The sequence below is a fragment of the Glutamicibacter sp. M10 genome (genome assembly GCF_025452055.1).
Classification (GTDB): Bacteria; Actinomycetota; Actinomycetes; order Actinomycetales; family Micrococcaceae; genus Glutamicibacter.
Map to the genome: position 1 here is coordinate 3,145,299 of NZ_CP104918.1, position 17,515 is coordinate 3,162,813.

18 protein-coding genes, 1 tRNA gene and 1 pseudogene are annotated in these 17,515 nt (G+C 58.8%); 8 read left to right on the forward strand and 12 right to left on the reverse strand.

Annotation, left to right across the window (positions count from 1 at the left end; all coding sequences use genetic code 11):
* The first annotated feature begins 36 nt into the window (after nt 1-36).
* The 5 genes and pseudogenes from N6V40_RS15260 (at nt 37) to N6V40_RS15280 (ending at nt 3,155) form a co-directional block, all read left to right on the forward strand.
* Nucleotides 37-348, forward strand: coding sequence for an ArsR/SmtB family transcription factor (locus tag N6V40_RS15260; RefSeq protein WP_207306522.1), 312 nt, complete (start codon nt 37-39; stop codon nt 346-348).
* The gene (locus N6V40_RS15265) at nt 338-1,051 is read left to right on the forward strand and encodes an NADPH-dependent F420 reductase (protein ID WP_242632573.1); all 714 of its coding nucleotides are present in this window, start codon (nt 338-340) and stop codon (nt 1,049-1,051) included. The genes N6V40_RS15260 and N6V40_RS15265 overlap by 11 nt, the downstream gene beginning before the upstream one ends.
* A gap of 55 nt (nt 1,052-1,106) precedes the next feature.
* Nucleotides 1,107-2,127: pseudogene (locus N6V40_RS15270) on the forward strand (LLM class flavin-dependent oxidoreductase).
* Between the two features lie 107 nt (nt 2,128-2,234).
* A complete protein-coding gene (locus tag N6V40_RS15275) occupies nt 2,235-2,672 on the forward strand; it encodes a 6,7-dimethyl-8-ribityllumazine synthase (protein ID WP_262198140.1) in 438 nt (145 codons plus the stop codon).
* 30 nt (nt 2,673-2,702) lie between these two features.
* A complete protein-coding gene (locus N6V40_RS15280; protein ID WP_262198141.1) occupies nt 2,703-3,155 on the forward strand; it encodes a PH domain-containing protein in 453 nt (150 codons plus the stop codon).
* A 9-nt stretch (nt 3,156-3,164) separates the two neighbouring features.
* On the opposite strand, the gene N6V40_RS15285 is transcribed toward N6V40_RS15280, so the two are convergent.
* From N6V40_RS15285 to N6V40_RS15300, 4 genes are read right to left on the reverse strand one after another with little or no spacing between them, the layout of a single operon-like run.
* On the reverse strand, nt 3,165-4,391 hold the full coding sequence (locus N6V40_RS15285; RefSeq protein ID WP_262198142.1) for a glycerate kinase family protein: 1,227 nt from the start codon (nt 4,389-4,391) through the stop codon (nt 3,165-3,167).
* Nucleotides 4,392-4,438: 47 nt separating this feature from the next.
* Nucleotides 4,439-5,998: an SLC13 family permease gene (locus N6V40_RS15290; protein WP_262198143.1), complete on the reverse strand. Its 1,560-nt coding sequence runs from the start codon at nt 5,996-5,998 to the stop codon at nt 4,439-4,441.
* Nucleotides 5,995-6,615, reverse strand: a complete 621-nt coding sequence (locus N6V40_RS15295; protein ID WP_262198144.1) for a sensor histidine kinase — start codon at nt 6,613-6,615, stop codon at nt 5,995-5,997. Before N6V40_RS15295 ends, N6V40_RS15290 begins: the two co-directional genes overlap by 4 nt.
* On the reverse strand, nt 6,612-7,076 hold the full coding sequence (locus tag N6V40_RS15300; protein ID WP_262198145.1) for a HAMP domain-containing protein: 465 nt from the start codon (nt 7,074-7,076) through the stop codon (nt 6,612-6,614). The genes N6V40_RS15295 and N6V40_RS15300 overlap by 4 nt, the downstream gene beginning before the upstream one ends.
* Before the next feature lie 207 nt (nt 7,077-7,283).
* Here N6V40_RS15300 and N6V40_RS15305 point away from each other — a divergent pair, with 207 nt between their 5' ends.
* The gene (locus tag N6V40_RS15305; protein ID WP_262198146.1) at nt 7,284-7,592 is read left to right on the forward strand and encodes a hypothetical protein; all 309 of its coding nucleotides are present in this window, start codon (nt 7,284-7,286) and stop codon (nt 7,590-7,592) included.
* A 316-nt stretch (nt 7,593-7,908) separates the two neighbouring features.
* On the opposite strand, the gene N6V40_RS15310 is transcribed toward N6V40_RS15305, so the two are convergent.
* Nucleotides 7,909-8,718 (reverse strand): DUF4190 domain-containing protein, encoded by an 810-nt coding sequence (locus N6V40_RS15310; RefSeq protein ID WP_262198147.1) that lies wholly within the window; start codon nt 8,716-8,718, stop codon nt 7,909-7,911.
* Between the two features lie 275 nt (nt 8,719-8,993).
* Between N6V40_RS15310 and N6V40_RS15315 the strand changes: the two genes are divergently transcribed.
* Nucleotides 8,994-9,821: a hypothetical protein gene (locus tag N6V40_RS15315; protein WP_131090055.1), complete on the forward strand. Its 828-nt coding sequence runs from the start codon at nt 8,994-8,996 to the stop codon at nt 9,819-9,821.
* Nucleotides 9,822-9,892: 71 nt separating this feature from the next.
* Here the strand turns inward: N6V40_RS15315 and N6V40_RS15320 are convergent, their stop codons facing one another.
* The 5 genes from N6V40_RS15320 to N6V40_RS15340 form a co-directional block, all read right to left on the reverse strand.
* A complete protein-coding gene (locus N6V40_RS15320) occupies nt 9,893-10,891 on the reverse strand; it encodes a carbohydrate kinase family protein (RefSeq protein ID WP_131090056.1) in 999 nt (332 codons plus the stop codon).
* Between the two features lie 167 nt (nt 10,892-11,058).
* On the reverse strand, nt 11,059-12,120 hold the full coding sequence (locus N6V40_RS15325) for an NAD(P)-dependent alcohol dehydrogenase (protein ID WP_131090057.1): 1,062 nt from the start codon (nt 12,118-12,120) through the stop codon (nt 11,059-11,061).
* Nucleotides 12,121-12,158: 38 nt separating this feature from the next.
* Nucleotides 12,159-13,034: a carbohydrate ABC transporter permease gene (locus tag N6V40_RS15330; protein WP_131090058.1), complete on the reverse strand. Its 876-nt coding sequence runs from the start codon at nt 13,032-13,034 to the stop codon at nt 12,159-12,161.
* Nucleotides 13,031-13,975, reverse strand: coding sequence for a carbohydrate ABC transporter permease (locus N6V40_RS15335; RefSeq protein ID WP_373682655.1), 945 nt, complete (start codon nt 13,973-13,975; stop codon nt 13,031-13,033). The genes N6V40_RS15330 and N6V40_RS15335 overlap by 4 nt, the downstream gene beginning before the upstream one ends.
* 91 nt (nt 13,976-14,066) lie before the next feature.
* On the reverse strand, nt 14,067-15,419 hold the full coding sequence (locus tag N6V40_RS15340; protein WP_262198148.1) for an ABC transporter substrate-binding protein: 1,353 nt from the start codon (nt 15,417-15,419) through the stop codon (nt 14,067-14,069).
* Nucleotides 15,420-15,681: 262 nt separating this feature from the next.
* Here N6V40_RS15340 and N6V40_RS15345 point away from each other — a divergent pair, with 262 nt between their 5' ends.
* A complete protein-coding gene (locus N6V40_RS15345; protein WP_131090061.1) occupies nt 15,682-16,608 on the forward strand; it encodes an AraC family transcriptional regulator in 927 nt (308 codons plus the stop codon).
* Here the strand turns inward: N6V40_RS15345 and N6V40_RS15350 are convergent.
* Nucleotides 16,571-16,852 carry a hypothetical protein gene (locus N6V40_RS15350; RefSeq protein ID WP_131090062.1) on the reverse strand — a complete coding sequence of 94 codons (282 nt, stop codon included), beginning with the start codon at nt 16,850-16,852 and terminating at the stop codon, nt 16,571-16,573. The two genes, N6V40_RS15345 and N6V40_RS15350, sit on opposite strands and share 38 nt — an antisense overlap.
* A gap of 557 nt (nt 16,853-17,409) precedes the next feature.
* Nucleotides 17,410-17,482 (reverse strand) — tRNA-Asn (locus N6V40_RS15355).
* Nucleotides 17,483-17,515: the final 33 nt, after the last annotated feature.

Sequence of the window (17,515 nt, forward strand, 5' to 3'; positions counted from 1 at the left end):
CTCACACGCCCCCTCTCCCTTCCTTCCAAGGAAGAGATGGATCTGTTTCAAATCATGGCAGCATTGGCCGATCCAGTCAGGCGCGCCATCATCGCCCACATAGCTGCCACGCCTGGCGGGGCGTGCAGCAGTTCTGACTTTGGCGTCTCAAAATCAGCACTCACTCGTCATTGGCGCATTCTTCGTGAGTCAGGCCTAATCCGACAAGAAGTCGACGGAACTCGCCACCGCAATTGGTTGCGTTCTGATGAACTGGACGACCGATTCCCCGGACTGATGAGCACAGTTCAACAAGAAATCGCTCGCAAGAGCAACGTTGATTTAGACGGAGAAACAAATGAGCATTAACAACATCGGCATTATCGGCAGTGGAGCGATTGGCCAAGAAATCGCACGTTTAGCTCTTGCAGCTGGACTGTCCGTCGCCATTTCCAATTCACGCGGACCTGAATCCCTGTCCGATCTCATTAAGAACCTTGGTTCCAACGCGCACGCTGCAACCGCCACTGAGGCAGCCGAGTTTGGTGACATTATTGTCTTGGCCATTCCTCTCTCGGCCTACGCACAACTACCCACCCAGGCACTAGCAGGCAAAACGGTACTGTCCACCGGCAACTACTACCCTGCCCGCGATGGTCGTATCGAGATTCTCGATTCTCTGAAATCCACCACGGCCGAGCTAGAAACAGCTCTGCTTCCTGACGCCAGTATCGTTAAAGCCTTTAACAACATCGTGGCGCACCACATCCCACTGCTTGCCCACTCCACACCGAAGACCGCGCTGCCCGTTTTCGGGGATGATCAGGCCACCAAGGCTGAAGTGCTGGAACTTATCCGAACTCTGGGATTCGACACAGTTGATGCTGGCAACCTAGCTGATTCTTGGCGCACCGAGCCCGAATCAGGGGGCTATACGCTCACCTACGCTGCCGATCGTGCTGGTTTTGCTGCCGACTACCTCGCCGATCGCGGTCAACCGGTGACCTTCGCGCAGCTAGAAGCGGTGCTCCTAGGTTCACAACGAGCCGACGTCGCTGCCCGGCAGTTCTGACAGATAGCAAGATCGTCCTAGGAATAACCGACCAGAGCTACTTGTTGGTTCAAGTATGAAGAACATCGGATTCTTGTCCTTCGGTCATTGGACCGACCATCCGCAATCTGGCACCCGCAGCGCCTCGGATGCTCTACTGCAAGCCATTGATCTTGCAGTGGCCGCTGAAGAGCTCGGTGCGGATGGTGCGTACTTCCGCGTGCACCACTTTGCCCAGCAATACGCGTCCCCTTTCCCGTTGCTCGCAGCCATCGGCGCCAAGACCAACCGCATCGAAATTGGCACCGGTGTCATTGATATGCGCTACGAGAATCCGCTATACATGGCCGAAGACGCAGGCTCCGCTGACTTGATTTCCAATCGCCGGCTGCAGCTAGGCATCAGCCGTGGTTCACCCGAGCAGGTTGTCGATGGCTGGCGCCACTTTGGTTTTGAACCAGAAAACGGTGAGTCCGACGCCGATATGGGACGCCGGCACACCGAACGCCTACTCGAAGTTCTTACTGGCGTTGGCTTCGCCGAGCCAAGCCCCAACCCGATGTTCACCAATCCTCCAGGACTCCTGCGCATTGAGCCGCACTCCCTGGTTTGCGCGAACGCATCTGGTGGGGTTCAGGCTCTAACGCCACTGCCGTCTGGGCGGCCAAGCTGGGCATGAACCTGCAAAGCTCCACCCTGAAGGACGACGAATCGGGTAAACCGTTCCACGTCCAGCAGGCCGAGCAAATCCAGCTCTACCGCGACGCGTGGAAAGAAGCCGGCCATCAGCGCGAGCCTCGGGTCTCGGTGAGCCGAAGCATCTTTGCGCTCACCGATGAGCGCGACTGGCAGTACTTCGGTCGCGACCGCTACAGCTCGGACCAGATTGGCAACATCGATGAGAAGACCCGTGCGGTCTTCGGCAAATCCTATGCCGGCGAGCCTGATGAACTGGCCAAAAACTGGCTGAAGATGAAGCGATCGCTGCTGCCGACACCTTGTTGCTCACCGTCCCCAACCAGTTGGGCGTGGATTACAACGCGCATGTCATCGAGTCGGTACTCATACACGTTGCTCCGCAGCTTGGATGGCGCTAACTTCACATAGTTACGCCGTTTCTTTTGGTCATTAAGCCCTTGGGCAACCAGTGATTAGGCTGGAGTCTAAGAGTCAGATCATTATCGGACAGAAAGCAGAGATTTTTATGAGTTCCCCATTGAAGGTTGCGTTCATCAAGGCCAGCTGGCACGCAGATATCGTCGATCAGGCACTGGCGGGTTTCACCGCTGACATGGATACCTCCGGTACCCAGTACACGGTTGATACCATCAGCGTTCCCGGCGCCTACGAGATGCCTTTGCAGGCCCAGCGCTTGGCCAAGACCGGGAAATACGATGCGATTGTTGCCGCTGCGTTGGTTGTCGACGGCGGCATCTACCGCCACGACTTCGTCGCCCAGGCCGTGGTCGACGGGCTGATGCGCGTCCAGCTGGATACCGATGTGCCGACCTTCTCGGTGAGCCTGACCCCGCACCACTTCCATTCCAGCGACGAGCACCAGAACTTCTACTTCGAGCACTTCCTCAAGAAGGGTGCAGAGGCAGCTCGCGCAGTTCGAACCGTGGCAGCCATCGAACTCTAGTCTCCAGCAGACAGTCATCAGGCGTGTTGCTTGCTCCACATCTCGTGGGAGCAGGCAGCACGCCTGAGCCGCATCTATCCTGTCCTTCTGCTTCAGTACGATCAGTACATGATCGATTTTAATAATTCTTCAGTGTTCAAATTGGGCCCCTGGGATCTTGCACAAGTAGCACCAGAAAACATGCCTATGCTCGTAACCGGCGAAGAACTGCTTGCTGCTTTTAAGGGTGCTCGCGACTACGTGGTCTTCACCAACAAGCGGCTCATTGCCGTCAACGTCCAAGGAATGACCGGCAAGAAGCGCGATTACACTTCGTTGCCCTATTCAAAAGTCCAGTCTTTCTCTGTCGAGACGGCGGGAACCTTTGACCTCGACGCAGAACTGGACCTTTGGTTCAGTTCTTTGGGCAAGGTTCGCTTGGAGTTCAAAGGCAAAGTTGATGTCCGGGCTCTCTCGCAGCTGATCGCCAGCTACGTTCTGTAACAGAGACAGCTACCACGCAGCACGCGGGCTCAGCCGAGCCACCGCCATCGAGGCCCCGAGGATAATGGTGCGCATGAAGCGTTCGGCTGCTTCGATGAGCAGCCGCTCCCCGTCATCCACGGCTTCCTGCAAAGTCATCGGAATCGGCATGATCGACGCAATGGCGTCAATGCCGATGTCGTGCACATCGCGGCAACCACGGCCCAAGGTTCCGGCGAGCGCCACCACAGGTACCCCATGCAGCGATGCCCTGCGGGCGACCTCGGCCGGAACCTTGCCCTTGGGCGTCTGGAAATCGATGGCGCCTTCGGCGGTGATCACCAGGTCGGCTCCGCGCAACATCGAGTCCAGGTCGATTCCCGCCAGACCTGAGTCCAGGATCGCTTCGAAGCGCGGCATCAGGATCGCCCCGATCGCTGCCAATCCAGCACCCAGTCCGCCCGAGGCACCGGTGCCAGGCCCCGTGGCGAAGTCGGTGGATCGGGCCACCTCCAAGGCGTCCCTCCTGAGCACCGAAGCCCAACGTTCAAACCCTGCCGACATCTCTTCCACCTGCGCAGGCGTCGCACCCTTCTGCGGCCCGAAGACCCGGGCAACGCCGCGGGCTCCGGTGAGCACATTGTGCTGGTTCAGCGCCATGGTGATCTGGATTTTCCCTTCAGCCACAGCCGGGTGCAGTCCTTCGAGATCCAGCCGGTCGATACGGCCCAGGTGATTGCCGCCGGCGGGGACTTCGCGCCCTTGGGCATCCAGGATTCTGGCGCCAAGTGCCTGCAGCGCTCCCATGCCTCCGTCAGAGGTGCCGGAGTCCCCGCAGCCCACCAGGATTTTTGTCGCCCCGCTGTCGATTGCGGCGCTGATCAGCTCACCGACCCCATAGCTGGTAGTGGTGCCCGGGTCTCGCTGGTCTCGCGGGACCAGGCGCAAACCGGCAGCCGCCGCCATTTCCACCACCGCGGTTCCGCTCGCTTCCCCGCCGAGCATCGCATAGTGGGAATCCACCTGCTTCCCTACCGGACCGGTGACGCGAATCGGTACCAGATGGCCGCCGGTGGCGCTGGCCAGGGTTTCTGCCGTTCCTTCCCCGCCGTCGGCGATGGGCACTGCTTTGACGGTGGCCCCGGGCAGCGCCCGGCGGACTCCGGCCCCGATGGCCGCGGCGACTGCGGCAGCATCCAATGATTCCTTGAATCCGGAAGGTGCGACCAGAATTCGTTGTGGAAGTGCGTGTGCCATGATGATGTGTCCTTTACTGAGTAAAAATGCGGAACCCGAAGGGGTTATTAGACGAAGAGTTCAAGACCCATAAGAGGCCAGATCCAGAAGGCGAAAACCAGCACCAGCAGGATCATCAGCGGCCCCAGCGCAGCGCTCAATTTCAGGAGGTCTGCAGGCTGATAAGTGGTGACCCCTTCAATATCGGAGAAAAGATTCACCGGCTTCGCGCTGCTGGTCAGGGTGTGGCAGAAACCGGCCGCGGCAGTCGATGCCAGGGCAATGGCTACCGCATTCACCCCCACCCCGGGGGCCAGGGAAACCACCAGCGGAATCAGTACCGCGGAACGGGCCGAGCGCGACTGGATGACAAGGTGGGCTCCAGCGGAGATCACCACAACAAGAACCGTGAAGATCCACGGGGCTGAAGGACCGAGCTGCGTCACCGGGCCGAGCGCACCATGGGCCAGCCATTGCGCTGCCCCCGACTCGATCAGCGAGGTGCCCAGGGCCAGCGTGGCGGCCATGAATATCAGCATCGACCACGGCACCGATTTCAACGCCTTGGCCAGCGACACCGACCCGAAGCCAGGGCTTGCCACCAACAGCGAGCCCAGCAGAGCCACCACCGCCGGGTGCAGCTGGTGCAATGGTTCGGTGCACCACAGCACCACCACCACGCCGACCAGCAGCGCGGCCCGGCTTTGGGCTACCGACAACGGGCCGGAGAGCGGAACCGGCGAATGCTCCTGCATCTTCTTGATCCCGACGCTCAAAACCTGCCCGCGATCCTCCCTGCTGGTGAAAAGCAGAAGCACCAGCTCTGCACACAGGTGCGAAGAGACCAAAGCCAGCGGCAAACCGTATAGCAGCCAGATGGCAAACGAGAAGCCTTCATACTCGGAGGCCACCAGAATCTGGCTGGTAATCAGGTGGGCGCCGGCCCCCAGATAGGAGGCGACCGCGGAGAGCAGGATGACCGATGGGAAGAGCAGCGACAGGGCGAGCACTACCCGGCGGTGCGCACTGAGCGTCTTGGCCAGGGCGACGAACACCGGGATCGCCAGGGCTGCCCGCCCGGAGGTTGAGGGAACGGCAAAGGCCGTAGCCACCAGAACCCCGGTGCTCAGGTGCATCAGCTGCCTGGGGGCGTGCGCCCCGATGACGATCCAGGCCGCGGCCCGGGTAGCCAGCCCGGTCGCGGTAATACCGGCGGCGATGACAAACGCGGCCAAGAGCAGCCAGATCGTGTCCTCACCCAGGGAAGAGAACAGCTGAGTTTCGGGGAACACTCCCATGAGCACGAGCACCAGGCAAGCGCCCAAGGCGACGTAGGTGTCGGAGACCGGAGAGACGATCCACAGCCAGATGGCCACTGCGAACACCGCGAGGGTCAGCGCACCCTGGGCGGACAGGGAGTTCGGTGTCCCCGCCGATGGCCCGAAGGCCGCATAACCGCAGCCCGCGATCAACCCCGCCAGCACTACGGCCGCAATGACCGCAGAGGTGTGTTTCGGCTTCCACCTGCTTCGAGGCTTGGTCTCCAGCTGCCGATCGCTGTTGAAGGCCGCCGGTGATTCGGTGGAATACCGGAACCCGGACTTTTCATTGATGGGCGTCAAACTCATGATTCGCTCCCCAGCATGCTGGCCAGTTGGTGCGGCAGCTGGCCGTCCTGCGCGCCCGGCGCATCGTGGTTGTCCATCGGAAGCGAGAAACCGAATCGTGCTCCGATCCCCTCGCCTGATTCGACCCACGCGGTACCGCCATGCGCCTGCGCGACGGCCTTGACCACCGCCAAGCCAAGCCCCATGCCTGCGGCTCGATCTTCATTGCTCGGGGCGCTTCGATAGGTTTCAAAGAGCGCTTTCGCCCGTTCAGGGTCCAGGGCCGGTCCCTCGTTGGCGACCCAGAAGCTCACCTGGTCCCCGTCAATCGTTGAGCCGATCCGGATGCACTCGCCAGCAGCGGTATGCGCGACGGCATTGTGGATCAGCTGGTGCATGGCCTCGGATACCCGGATGGGATCGAGCCATGCCTGGGCCCGCGCCGATTCCTGGATCCTGAATTGCCGGTGCGGGTAGGCTCCCGGCCGTGCTGCCGCCGCGGCCACATCCGCGGTGACTTCGCCGACCGAGACCAGGCTGGGCTGCACGAAGTCCGGATTGCTGCTCTGCGCCAGCACTTCCAGATCGATCAGCGTCTGTCCCATCTGGTCAATCAGATTCTGCGCTGTGGCAATCACTTCTTGCCTGCGCTGCGCGCCACGGCGTCGCTATTGAGCTCGGACAGGGCGGCGGCCAGTTCCCGCTGGGGATTGTGCAGATGCTCGCGTGCCTCGGCGATGAAGTGTCGCTGGGCCAGATGTGCGGTTTCCACGCGATCGAGCATGGAGTTGAAGGTCTGTGCCAGCTGCGCCAGATCGTCGCGTCCCACCACCGGCACGCGGGCCGAAAGATCATTGGCGGTAATCGAGGCGGCGGTTTCGCTCATGGAATGGATCGGGCGCATGATCTGCCGCGATACGAGCCATGCGATGCCCGCGGTGAGGGCCAGTCCCCCGCCGGCAATGCCGAAGAGCAGCACCGCCTGCTGGTCAACCCGCTCCTGCGCGCCGGCGATATAGTGCGCGACGACCAGCTGCCCCTGCTGCTTCGGGCCGTTCTGGCCTCCGGCTTCCTGTGCCACGGCCTTGGCCCAGCGCACGGTTCCGTGGTCGCTGTTCGAAACGCCCGAGGTTTTTCGCTCGCCAGAATCCGGCCCAAGAGGACCGGGTCCTGTGCCAGCAGCCGGCCTTCGTGGTCGGCCGTATTGCCTGTGGTAGCTACCTTGCCTTCTGCCTTGGCCACGATCGCTTCGCCAGCCATGGGTTGCTGCCGGGCAAGGTAGCGTTCCATCAGCGAATGCATCGAGGTGAAGGGCTGGGCCGTTGTCGGGTCGAGCGCCTCGGCCGCAAAAGTCCTGAACTCGTCAATCTCCTGGGCGATGCCGACGTTGGCTGCCTCGGCGATCTGGGCCGTCATGATCGATCGCATGGTCGCCGTCACTGCGAGCAGTGCCACGGCAGTGGTCAACACGATCCATCCAACGATCCTCAGTCGGGCGGAGACTGATGATCCTTGCTGCGCTTCGGTGTCAGTCTGCATCTTCCTGCTCCCCTTCTCCCGCGTTGTGGTTGCGGGTTGCGGGGCAGGGCTGAGCTTGACCATAACCGGTGGCTGATGGTCCATGGCCGGGTCGGCGTTATCGGCCAGGGCTTGGCTTGCGCTGGCGAGGCCCGCTGGAACAGCGAGCACCAGAAGAATGAGAAGTATGCGGCGAATCATGTTTTGAACATTAAAAGACCCACGTGAGCCGGCCATTAGCTGGCCATGAGAGTTCCATGATGCGTCGATGAGAACTATATGAGACGCGCTTTTAACCACGGATTCTTGCGGTTTTCACTTGCGGTACACCGGGCAAAAAATGTTAAAACCCAGGCCCCATCACCCTTGAGCGGGTCATGGAGCCTGGGTTGCGCTATGCGATTGAGGCCAGGTTACTTGGTTGCCCAGAGCACCGATTCATCGTTGAATGACATGGTTTCGGTCATTCGGATCTTGGCGTCCGCCACGGCTTCTGCCGGAACATCAAAGACCACCTGGTAGCTGGCTTTGCCGCCCTTAGACAGGGTTGGTGCGTCCGTCGCCGGCTTGGCAGGAACGACCATGGCGGTGCTGGTGTCATAAATACTCGCATCCGAGCCAACAAGTTCCGGGTTCAAATCGATCCAGGCGTCGCCTTCTTCATCTCCGTTGTAGACCACGGAAATATCAACCAGCACGTACTGCCCCTTGGCTTTTTCGTTGAACTCGTTGGCCTTGGCAATGGCCTTGCCGGCGTCCAGGTTCACGGCGCTGACGTTGACGGAGTACTCGCCGACGTTGGCGGCCTTGCCCAGCGCCAGCACCTGGGTCTCGTACTCGGCCTGGTCTACGACCTCTGCCGGAGCGGCTACTTGACCGTCCGCTGCGTCCTCGATGCCGCTGGCGACTTCATCGATGGCCTTGACGTAGAACGACTGGGTCACGAAAACCAAGACGATGGCCACGATTGCGATCACGCTTGATGCGATGCCCAGTCCCTTGCTGCCGTTGCGCTTGAGCGCGATGACAAGGGAGACGATACCCAGCACGAGGGCAATCACGCCCAGAATCGCTGCCACGTTGTTCACGATCGGAACCCAGCACAGGACGAGCGCAACAATAGCTATCACCAGGGCCGCGATGCCCAGGCCTCGTCCCGCGGTGGACTTCGGGGATGGAGCCGGAATCGGCGTTCCGGGATCCATCGGTGTATGAATACTCATGAGTGCTTCCTTCGAGTGACGGCAGAACACAACGCTCTGCGATGGAGATTGACCTGAACGGATGACAGTCCCAGGTGCAACCGGAACCTTTATTGACTCTTCAATGATCATGTCAATCGACACCGACAGTTTGGCTTGCTGCAGATGGAACTCCCTCCTCCACAAGCCAGGCCAGCTGATAATGGCCAAGTCCTCAACCATCGAATTCGCTGAAGATCTTTCCTGGCTGGGCAAGCCTTTTCCCAAAACCGGTGCCCGCATTACAGAATGCTGATATGCTCCCACCTGCTGAACGCTTCCAAGGTCGCGATACCCTGCGCTACGTGCGCCTCATGCTGCTCGTCGTTCCCCTGCTTTTGGTGGTGGCCATCGTCATTTACGGAATCGTCAACCAGCGGATCGAAGACTCGCTCAGCTCCTACTACTTGGGCCCAGCCCGTGACCTGTTTGTTGCCATGCTGGTGACTACCGGAGCATTGCTGGTGGTGTACAGCGGCGAAGCTCTGGAGGACTATGCGCTGAATTTGGCCGGGTTCTACGCCATGTTTGTCGCGCTGGTTCCCACCAGGCTGGGCGAAACCCTGGCCACGCTTGCACCGGCCGAACAGGGCAAGCTGATCCTTTCGGTCCGCGTAGCCATCGTTGCCGTATTGATCGTTAGCGCCGCATTCGTCTGGCTGGGCATCAGGACCAGCAGCTGGCCGCACAAAGCGCTGATGCACAGCACGTTGACCCGGGCCTTGGGATGGATCAGCACCGGCCTGCTCGCGGTCTTCATCCTGTTATTGATCTGGCGTGCCTTCGAAGGAAAAACCTTCGCCTGGGTTCATGCCAGCGCGGCGTTCTTGTTGATCTTCTCCATGGGCATCGCCATTGCCAGCCATCTGGGCCACGCGCCAATGTGCCACGAGGACACCAGCGGCGGTTCCCCGAACCGCTATCGGATCATCCTGGGACTGATGGCGCTGGGCTTGATCGCCTGGCCAATTCTGCTTGTCGCCGGCGTTGACGAAGCCCTGTTCATCGTCGAGTGGTTCCAGATCGGGCTATTCGCCTACTTCTGGTACTTGGAATCCCGGCGGCTCTGGGACCCGGTTGCCTAAAAGAACCAAGCGGCCCGGTTCGAATGTCGAACCGGGCCGCTATGAACAGGCACCTCGCTAGGCGCGATCGGCTAGCTGCCCAGCAGCATGCCAAGCTCATCCGCATTCGGTGGATTGGCGCCAGCGCGCGAGCAGGTAATGCCCGCAGCCCGGTTGGCATATGAAACAACCTCGCGAGCTTGATCCAAAGTCAAGGCATTCAAGACAGGCCTTGCCTCGGCCCCCAGCGCACCAAGCTGTGCGAGCCCAGCAAGGAGTCCCGACATGAAGGAATCTCCTGCCCCGACAGTGTCCACGAGAGCAATTTTCTCACCGCCAACTTCCACCCGCCCTTGCCGGGAGAGGAACACCGTACCGGCATCGCCACGAGTCACGGCGATAAAAGCCGGCCCGAGCTCCAGCCAAGCGGCCATGGTTTCCTCCGGTGAGCGATCCGGGTAGAGCCACGCCAAGTCTTCGTCGCTGGCTTTCACCAGGTCACTTTCCTGCACGAAAAGTTCTGCCTGCCTCCTGGCCTGGCTGGCATCAGGGCATAAGGCTGGACGGCAATTCGGGTCGTAGCTGATGGTGCTGCCTCCGCGGCATTCAGCGATGGCAGTCAAAACGCTGGTTGCTCCTGGCATCATTGCACTCGCGATCGAACCGGTGTGGATATGCATGCTGCCACGAACCTCGGTGCCTAATTGCCGCTTTCCGGTGCCCAGGTTCCACTCGATTGAAAAGTCATAGTCGGCCGATCCACCGGAGCCGATCGAGGCCTCGGCCACCGAAGTTCTTTCCAATCCGAAATTGCTCACTTCCACGTTGCTGGATTCCAAGTGGTCCTGGATCAATTGCCCGTGCTCGTCGGGGGCGAATTGAGTCACCAACTTCGTAGGCAGTCCCAAACGAGCCGTGCCCACCGCGACGTTTAACGGGCTGCCGCCAGGGTACGTGGCCCCAACATCCCCATCTGAAGCCGTGGCAATAACATCTACAAGAGACTCACCGACGATAGAGATGAGGGTGCCTTGAACCAAGATTGAAGTTTTTTCCTCCGCTGGCAACACTGCCCCGTCCTTTCCATACATTCTTTTCATTCAGCCATGAGGCCGCGGCAACGTGCATCGTTTCAGGTGCCGTTCGCGATTGCCCGCGAGGCGGGTTTTCCCATGGTCGTGGGGATCCAATTGCAGACTTCTCGTGAGCGCAGCTTGTCGTCCACGCATCCACCACGTCTTTAACCCGTAGCCAGCTTCTAGCGCCCCGGATATACGACTGCTTTGAGCTGTCCTGGTTGCTTTCCGGATTTCAGTGCTTGCTCGGATTCGCTCAATGAATATCGGCCGGTAACCAAGATGTCCAGATCCACTTTGCCAGCTTCCAGCAGCTCGATAGCCAACGGCCATGTATTGGTGTAGCGGAAGACGCCGGAGAGCCAGATTTCTCGATTCTGGATATAGGACACGGGAAGTTCGATATCGTCGGCACCCAAGCCAACGAGAATGACATGCCCGGCAGGAGCAACCGACTTGATACCTGACCGGACTGCGGATGGTGCGCCAGAGGCATCGATAAACGCATCCACATCCAGCCCCTCGACAGGATCGGTGGCAGCGTTCAGGGCCTTGGTCGCGCCATGTTCAAGCGCAAATTCAAGTCGTTCTTCTGCAATATCGCTAATGTAGATTTCGCTCGCTCCGAAAGCCCTCGCCGCTTGTGCGACGATAACGCCGATCGGTCCGGCACCTGCAATGAGCACTCTGCTCCCTGGCCGGATGCCAGCACGCTCGCAAGCCCAGAGCCCCACCGATAGCGGCTCGATGAGGGCAGCAGCTTCGTCGCTGATGCTGTCAGGAATCGGGAAGGCAAAATCCGATTCAATCGTGACGAATTCGCAAAATGCGCCGTTGACAGGCGGCGTCGCGTAAAACTCGATGTCGGGGCAAAGGTTGTACCGCCCCGCCTTGCACTGGGCGCAGGTTCGGCATGGGCGCTGCGGTTCAACGGCCACCCGTTGGCCAATCCGGGAACTGTCAACAGAACTGCCGACCGCCGCGATTTTTCCGGCGAGCTCGTGGCCAAGGATCAGCGGGTGATCCACCACGTAGTCGCCAATACGACCGTGTTCATAATAATGGACATCGCTTCCGCAAACGCCGACTGCGGAAACCTGCACAAGAACCTGATTGGGTTCCAGTGCGGGCAGGGGCAGGGTTTCCATGGTCATTTCATGCTGGCTTTGGAGAACCGCCGCGCGCATGGTGGCCGGCAATGCTTGATTGCCACGTTCAGATGAGACTGCAGTTTGACTTGCCATGGGGAATTTCCTTTCGATATGCAAGATAAGATCTTTGGCTACTTCACTGCGCCCAAGGAAAGTCCTTGGACCAGCTTGTCCTGGGCGGCAAATCCAGCGATCAGCACCGGCAATGAAACAACTACCGAGGCGGCACACAATTGCGCCAGGAAGAGCCCTTGGCTTGAAACGAAACCTGTCAGGAATACTGGCGCTGTTCCAGAAACAACTCCAGTAAGCACTCGGGCCAGCAGCAGCTCATTCCACGAGAAAATGAAGCAGATCAATCCGGTAGCTGCGATTCCGGGAGTCGCCACGGGGGCTACTACCTGGCTCAAGGTGCGAATCAGCCCGGCACCATCCAGCTGAGCCGCCTCGAGCATTTCCACAGGAACTTCAGCCAGGAAGGAACGCATCATCCATACTGCGATCGGCAGGTTCATCGAGGTGTACATGATGATCAGGAACCAAATGTTGTCGAGCATCCCTGAGAAATTGGCAAATATGTACAGTGGCAACGCGGCGGCCACAATGGGCAGCATCTTGGTCGACAGCAAGAAGAACAGCACGTCGGTCCACTTCTTGATCGGCTTGATTGACAGCGCGTAGGCCGCTGGCATCGCCAAAAGCAACACAAGAATCGTAGAGAAGACCGAGGCCATCGCTGAATTGATCAGTGGCGGCCAGGGGTTGGCACCGGAGGCCGCTCCAAAGAACTGGGCGTAGGCGTCCAGCGTCAGTGGCGCGAAAAACGACGGCGGGTTTGTTGCCGCATCGGCCTCGGAATGGAAACTGGTGATCATCATCCATAGGACCGGGGAAACAAAGAGCAGGGCTGTAATCCACGCGATGAGGCCAACGAGGGGATTCCGGCGCCCGGAATTCTTGAGCCTGCGCTTTGGAGACAGTCGAAGTTGTTTGGTCGCAACGCTCATCGCGCGGCCTCCTTCTTGAAGATGGAAAATACGGTGCGCAGGGCAAAAGTCGCTACGATCAAGCTGCCGGCCACGGTTACAACACCGGCAGCCGAGGCCACGCCGTATTCATTAGCGATATAGAACGTCTTGTACACGGCGTACGGAAGGTTGCTCGTGCCCAAGCCGCCCGAAGTCAGCGTGAACACTGCATCGAAGTTCTGGACGATATAAATCGCTCCAAGCAAGCCGCCGAGTTCCAGGTACTGGCGCAGGTGCGGAAGGGTGATGTAGCGGAATACGTGCCAAGCGTTGGCACCATCCATTTGCGCCGCTTCGATCGCGTCAGCCGGCCTCGACTGCAAACCGGCCAGCAAGATCAGCATCATGAACGGCGTCCACTGCCAAACCAGCGACGCAATGATCGCGGCCAAAGGCTGATCGGTGAGCAGATCCATCTGCGGCGGATTTTGGCTCCCAAAGAGCTCCCAGATCCCGGTCAGGATGCCGTTGATCAAGCCGTAGACGGGGTTCAGGATGGCGTGCTTCCAGATCAGCGCGGCAGCGACCGGAACCACTAGGAATGGGGCGATCAGCAAGGTGCGCACCAGCCCTCGCCCGAAGAACTTCTGATTCAACAGCAGGGCAATCAGCAACCCGGTAACCAGGCTGATAAGAACCACGGACGCCGTCAGCAATATGGTCACCCAAACCGCGTGGCGAAGCCCAGGGTCCGCAAATACCTGAATGTAATTGGAGAGCCCGGCAAAACCTCGATCGTTGGGCCTCAGGCTGTTCCAGTTGAAGAAGGAAATCACCAGAGTGACGGCAAAGGGCAACTGGGTGGTGATGATTACGAAGATCAGGGCGGGCAGCAATGGTGCCCGTCGTGCCCATGCGGCTGCACGCGATTTCTTGCGCTGATCTGTTCCGGGGCCACCCAAAGTCGGCTTGGGTTTCATGGCCGTGCTGACATACGACATCGTATTTGTGCTCCTAGTGAGGATCCAGCTGATTAGCCGCGCCTTGCGGTCAGCTCGATAGGATTTGGTATCAATCGCGGTACGTTGCGGCTATGCGCTCGGCGCGTTTCTGGCCTTTATCGAGAGCCTTCTCGACACTGGTCTTGCCGGCGATCACCGCGGATACGTCTTCGGAAACGAAGGTTCCCAAGTCCGCGAATTCGGGAATGCCAGCAAACTGGATACCCACATATGGACGTTCTTGAACCCCTGGATTTTTCGGGTCGGCGTTGAGAATCGCTTCGCGTTCAGCGTCGAAGAACGGCGCCGCCTTCTGGTATTCAGGCTGTTCATAGGTCGAACTGCGCTTGCCGGCCGGAACCGATGCCCATCCCAACTCGTCAGCTACCAAATTTTCATATTCTTTCGAACTTGCCCAGGCAACAAATTCGGAGGCTGCATCTTGTTTTTCGGATGCCGCTTGGACTCCCCATGACCAGGTCCAAAGCCAACCGGCATGTTCAGTTTCTTTGACCGGTGCCTGTGCGTAGCCGAGCCTGCCTTTCACCGGAGAATCATCAGCTTCCAGAATCGAACCGGCCGATGATGCGTCGTACCACATGGCGGTGTTCGACTGGACCATGTTATTCAGGCACTCTGCGAATCCAGCCTGGGCTGCACCCGCTTCGCCATGTTCTCTCACGAGATCCGTGTAGAAGGTAACTGCCTGGGTGAACTCCGGGGAATTAACCTGGGCATTCCAATCCTTGTCGAACCAGGTGCCGCCAAAGGTATTTACCACCGAGGTCAACGGCGAGAATACTTGGCCCCAGCCTGGTTGGCCGCGTAGGCAGATGCCCTTCATGTCGGGTTCGCCTTCATCGATTTTCTCGGCCAATTCCGCGACTTCATCCCAGGTGGGATTGTCCGGCATCTTCAAACCGTGTTTCTCGAAGAGATCCTTGCGGTAGATCGTCAGTGACGATTCTCCGTAGAAGGGCTCCCCATACAGATGGCCATCGGTTCCTGTCAGGGATTCGGTATAGGCAGGAAGAATGTCGTCTTGGTCAAAATCGGCTCTTCCAGCTACCGACTCGTCGAGAGGGGCCAGCCAGCCGTTTTCGGCAAAGAACGGAATTTCGTAGTTCGACAGCGAAGCGACGTCATACTGCCCGGACTGCCACGAAAATTCCTGGGTGATCTTGGCCCGGACATCGTTTTCCGGCATAACCGTGAAATTCACGGTTATGCCAGTTTCTTTGGTGAAATGCTCAGCAGTGAGCTTTTGCAGATCCAGCATTTGCGGGTTGTTCACCATGAGGACGTTAATGCTGTCCTTGCCACCTTGGGCCGGGCCACCGCCCGCACCTGCGCACCCGGTGAGGGAAACAGACAGCGTTATTACACTCGCGGCCACCGCGGTGAAGCGTGTTTTTGGCTGCATGGCGGACTCCTAAAATTCTTGTGTTGATGCACTGCCAGCTCTCGCCAGAAAGTCTGTCGAGTGGCTCATGCGCGAACCTCCAAACCGGTTGCTCCCGGAATGTGGCTTCTCAAGCTTAGAGTTATGACCTACGACTCAACTAGATCGTTCATTGCGAATTTCTGATACTTTTTTGCCTATATGAAATTGAACCGCACACAGTATCCTTGGGAATACGCTTTCGATTTTGGTGAAAGTTCATGCATACATCTGGAGTCGCGTAATGCGCATCACACCCAAGAATGAGGCGCAGGCCAGGCTTGCCGAAGAACTGGTTGGCATGCAGGCCAACAGGGAAGTCATCCCGCCGGATCCAAGATCCTGCGTACGCTGGCATGTGCACGACTATCCCAGCCCGCTCGCACGCTGGAATTACCATCCCGAGTATGAAATCCACCTGATCCGCAAAGGCACAGGAAAGTTCATTGTCGGAAACTACATCGGGACCTTCGAAGCTGGACACGTGGCACTGATCGGTTCGGGATTGCCGCACGACTGGGTCAGCGATCTGGCACCCGGAGAGATCGTGGAGGGCCGGGATGTCGTCATCCAATTCGATCCTTCCTTGATCGAAGGAGCAGCGGCCATCATGCCGGAAATCTCGGAGATCAAGACGCTGCTGGACGATGCCGCGAGAGGTATCCAATTTTCAGGTGTTACGTCGAGCGCAGCTACCGCAGAGATCGAGGCCATCGGAACGTCGACGGGCGCCCAAAGGCTGATGCACCTCTTTCGGCTCTTCGCAATCCTGGTTAATTCCCCACCCGAAGATCGTCGCAGCCTGGCCGATAGCTGGTTTCGGCCGCAACTCGACGATCACTCGGCAAGGGCCGTGGAACAAGTGCTCGAGTACATTTTCAACAACCATTCAGGAGAAATCTCGATGTCCGAGGCGGCCGCTGTAGCGGGCATGACTCCGCCGATGTTTTCGAAGCACTTCAAGCGTGCGATTGGGCAGAACTTCAGCGACCTGGTGCGAAAGCTGCGTCTGGCACATGCCAAGCGCTTGCTTGAAAGGACAGACAGTAGCATCTCAGAAATATGCTTTGACGTGGGATTCTCGAATTTGTCTAACTTCAACAGGCATTTCATGAATGACTTCAATGAAACGCCTAGACAGTTTCGGCAGCGTTGCCGATCTTCGTCTTAGAAAGAAAATCCGCATTGCAGCCCGTGATCACCGGCAACTGATCTGGCTCGGTTCCAGGCAGCGCCGCAAGAATTTCCGGGAAGGCTACGAGCACATGCTGAACCTCGCCCGTATAGAAAGATCTTCGTGATTTACCACAACGACCGCTGCGTGGCTCGCCGAAAAGCAGCATCACTGCCACCAGTATGTCGTCTCCAGTTAGTTCCCTGCCAACCGCTGCGCAAACCAACGCAACCGATGGCATGAGTAACCGCTTGGGCCGTCAGAATTCGACGGCGTCTCCTCGTGTGCGCGTTCCGGGATAACTGCACCAACCTCGAGGAACTCCTCAACGAAAACGTGCCGTAGAGCTTTGCGGCCACACCGTATCCTTGGCGAAAATGAAATGACAGCACGTAGAAGACACGCCGGAAGTTCACGAAGAACGCCGTCAACGCCGCCATCGACGACGGTGCCGATGAAACCGCCAGTACCAACCGGATGAACTCCAACGAACCATCGAATCCTTAGGAAGAATGGCGCATGTGTTGCGGTACCACTGCGCTCCACCTTGGAACCGGCACGGTGGAGGTGCTGGCAAAGACTGCTCCTGCTCGAAACAGACCGCTGCGTCATTGGCACTCTGTGATACAAACGGACGGACTAGCCGGGCTGAGAGATTGATGGTTCCCGGCCTGGCCGATTCAAGGAACCGGGCACCGTGGGGAAGAAAAACCAGCAGCCAGGCCCGATCCAGACCCGCCGTTGCACGAATAAGCAAAAATCCCGACTCGCTTTCGCGAGCCGGGATTTTTCTATGAGCTCCTCCAACTGGACTTGAACCAGTAACCCTTCGATTAACAGTCGAATGCTCTGCCAATTGAGCTATGGAGGAATGCAACGAGATATAACTTTACCGAAGATTTTC

Coding starts and splice junctions, on each gene's coding strand:
- N6V40_RS15335 (WP_373682655.1), bottom strand. CDS start 13,975: ATGAAACCCAAGCCGACTTTGGGTGGCCCCGGAACAGATCAGCGCAAG.
- N6V40_RS15345 (WP_131090061.1), top strand. CDS start 15,682: ATGCGCATCACACCCAAGAATGAGGCGCAGGCCAGGCTTGCCGAAGAA.
- N6V40_RS15290 (WP_262198143.1), bottom strand. CDS start 5,998: ATGAGTTTGACGCCCATCAATGAAAAGTCCGGGTTCCGGTATTCCACC.
- N6V40_RS15330 (WP_131090058.1), bottom strand. CDS start 13,034: ATGAGCGTTGCGACCAAACAACTTCGACTGTCTCCAAAGCGCAGGCTC.
- N6V40_RS15350 (WP_131090062.1), bottom strand. CDS start 16,852: ATGCCATCGGTTGCGTTGGTTTGCGCAGCGGTTGGCAGGGAACTAACT.
- N6V40_RS15285 (WP_262198142.1), bottom strand. CDS start 4,391: ATGGCACACGCACTTCCACAACGAATTCTGGTCGCACCTTCCGGATTC.
- N6V40_RS15265 (WP_242632573.1), top strand. CDS start 338: ATGAGCATTAACAACATCGGCATTATCGGCAGTGGAGCGATTGGCCAA.
- N6V40_RS15315 (WP_131090055.1), top strand. CDS start 8,994: ATGCTCCCACCTGCTGAACGCTTCCAAGGTCGCGATACCCTGCGCTAC.
- N6V40_RS15340 (WP_262198148.1), bottom strand. CDS start 15,419: ATGCAGCCAAAAACACGCTTCACCGCGGTGGCCGCGAGTGTAATAACG.
- N6V40_RS15260 (WP_207306522.1), top strand. CDS start 37: ATGGATCTGTTTCAAATCATGGCAGCATTGGCCGATCCAGTCAGGCGC.
- N6V40_RS15275 (WP_262198140.1), top strand. CDS start 2,235: ATGAGTTCCCCATTGAAGGTTGCGTTCATCAAGGCCAGCTGGCACGCA.
- N6V40_RS15320 (WP_131090056.1), bottom strand. CDS start 10,891: ATGTATGGAAAGGACGGGGCAGTGTTGCCAGCGGAGGAAAAAACTTCA.
- N6V40_RS15310 (WP_262198147.1), bottom strand. CDS start 8,718: ATGAGTATTCATACACCGATGGATCCCGGAACGCCGATTCCGGCTCCA.
- N6V40_RS15325 (WP_131090057.1), bottom strand. CDS start 12,120: ATGGCAAGTCAAACTGCAGTCTCATCTGAACGTGGCAATCAAGCATTG.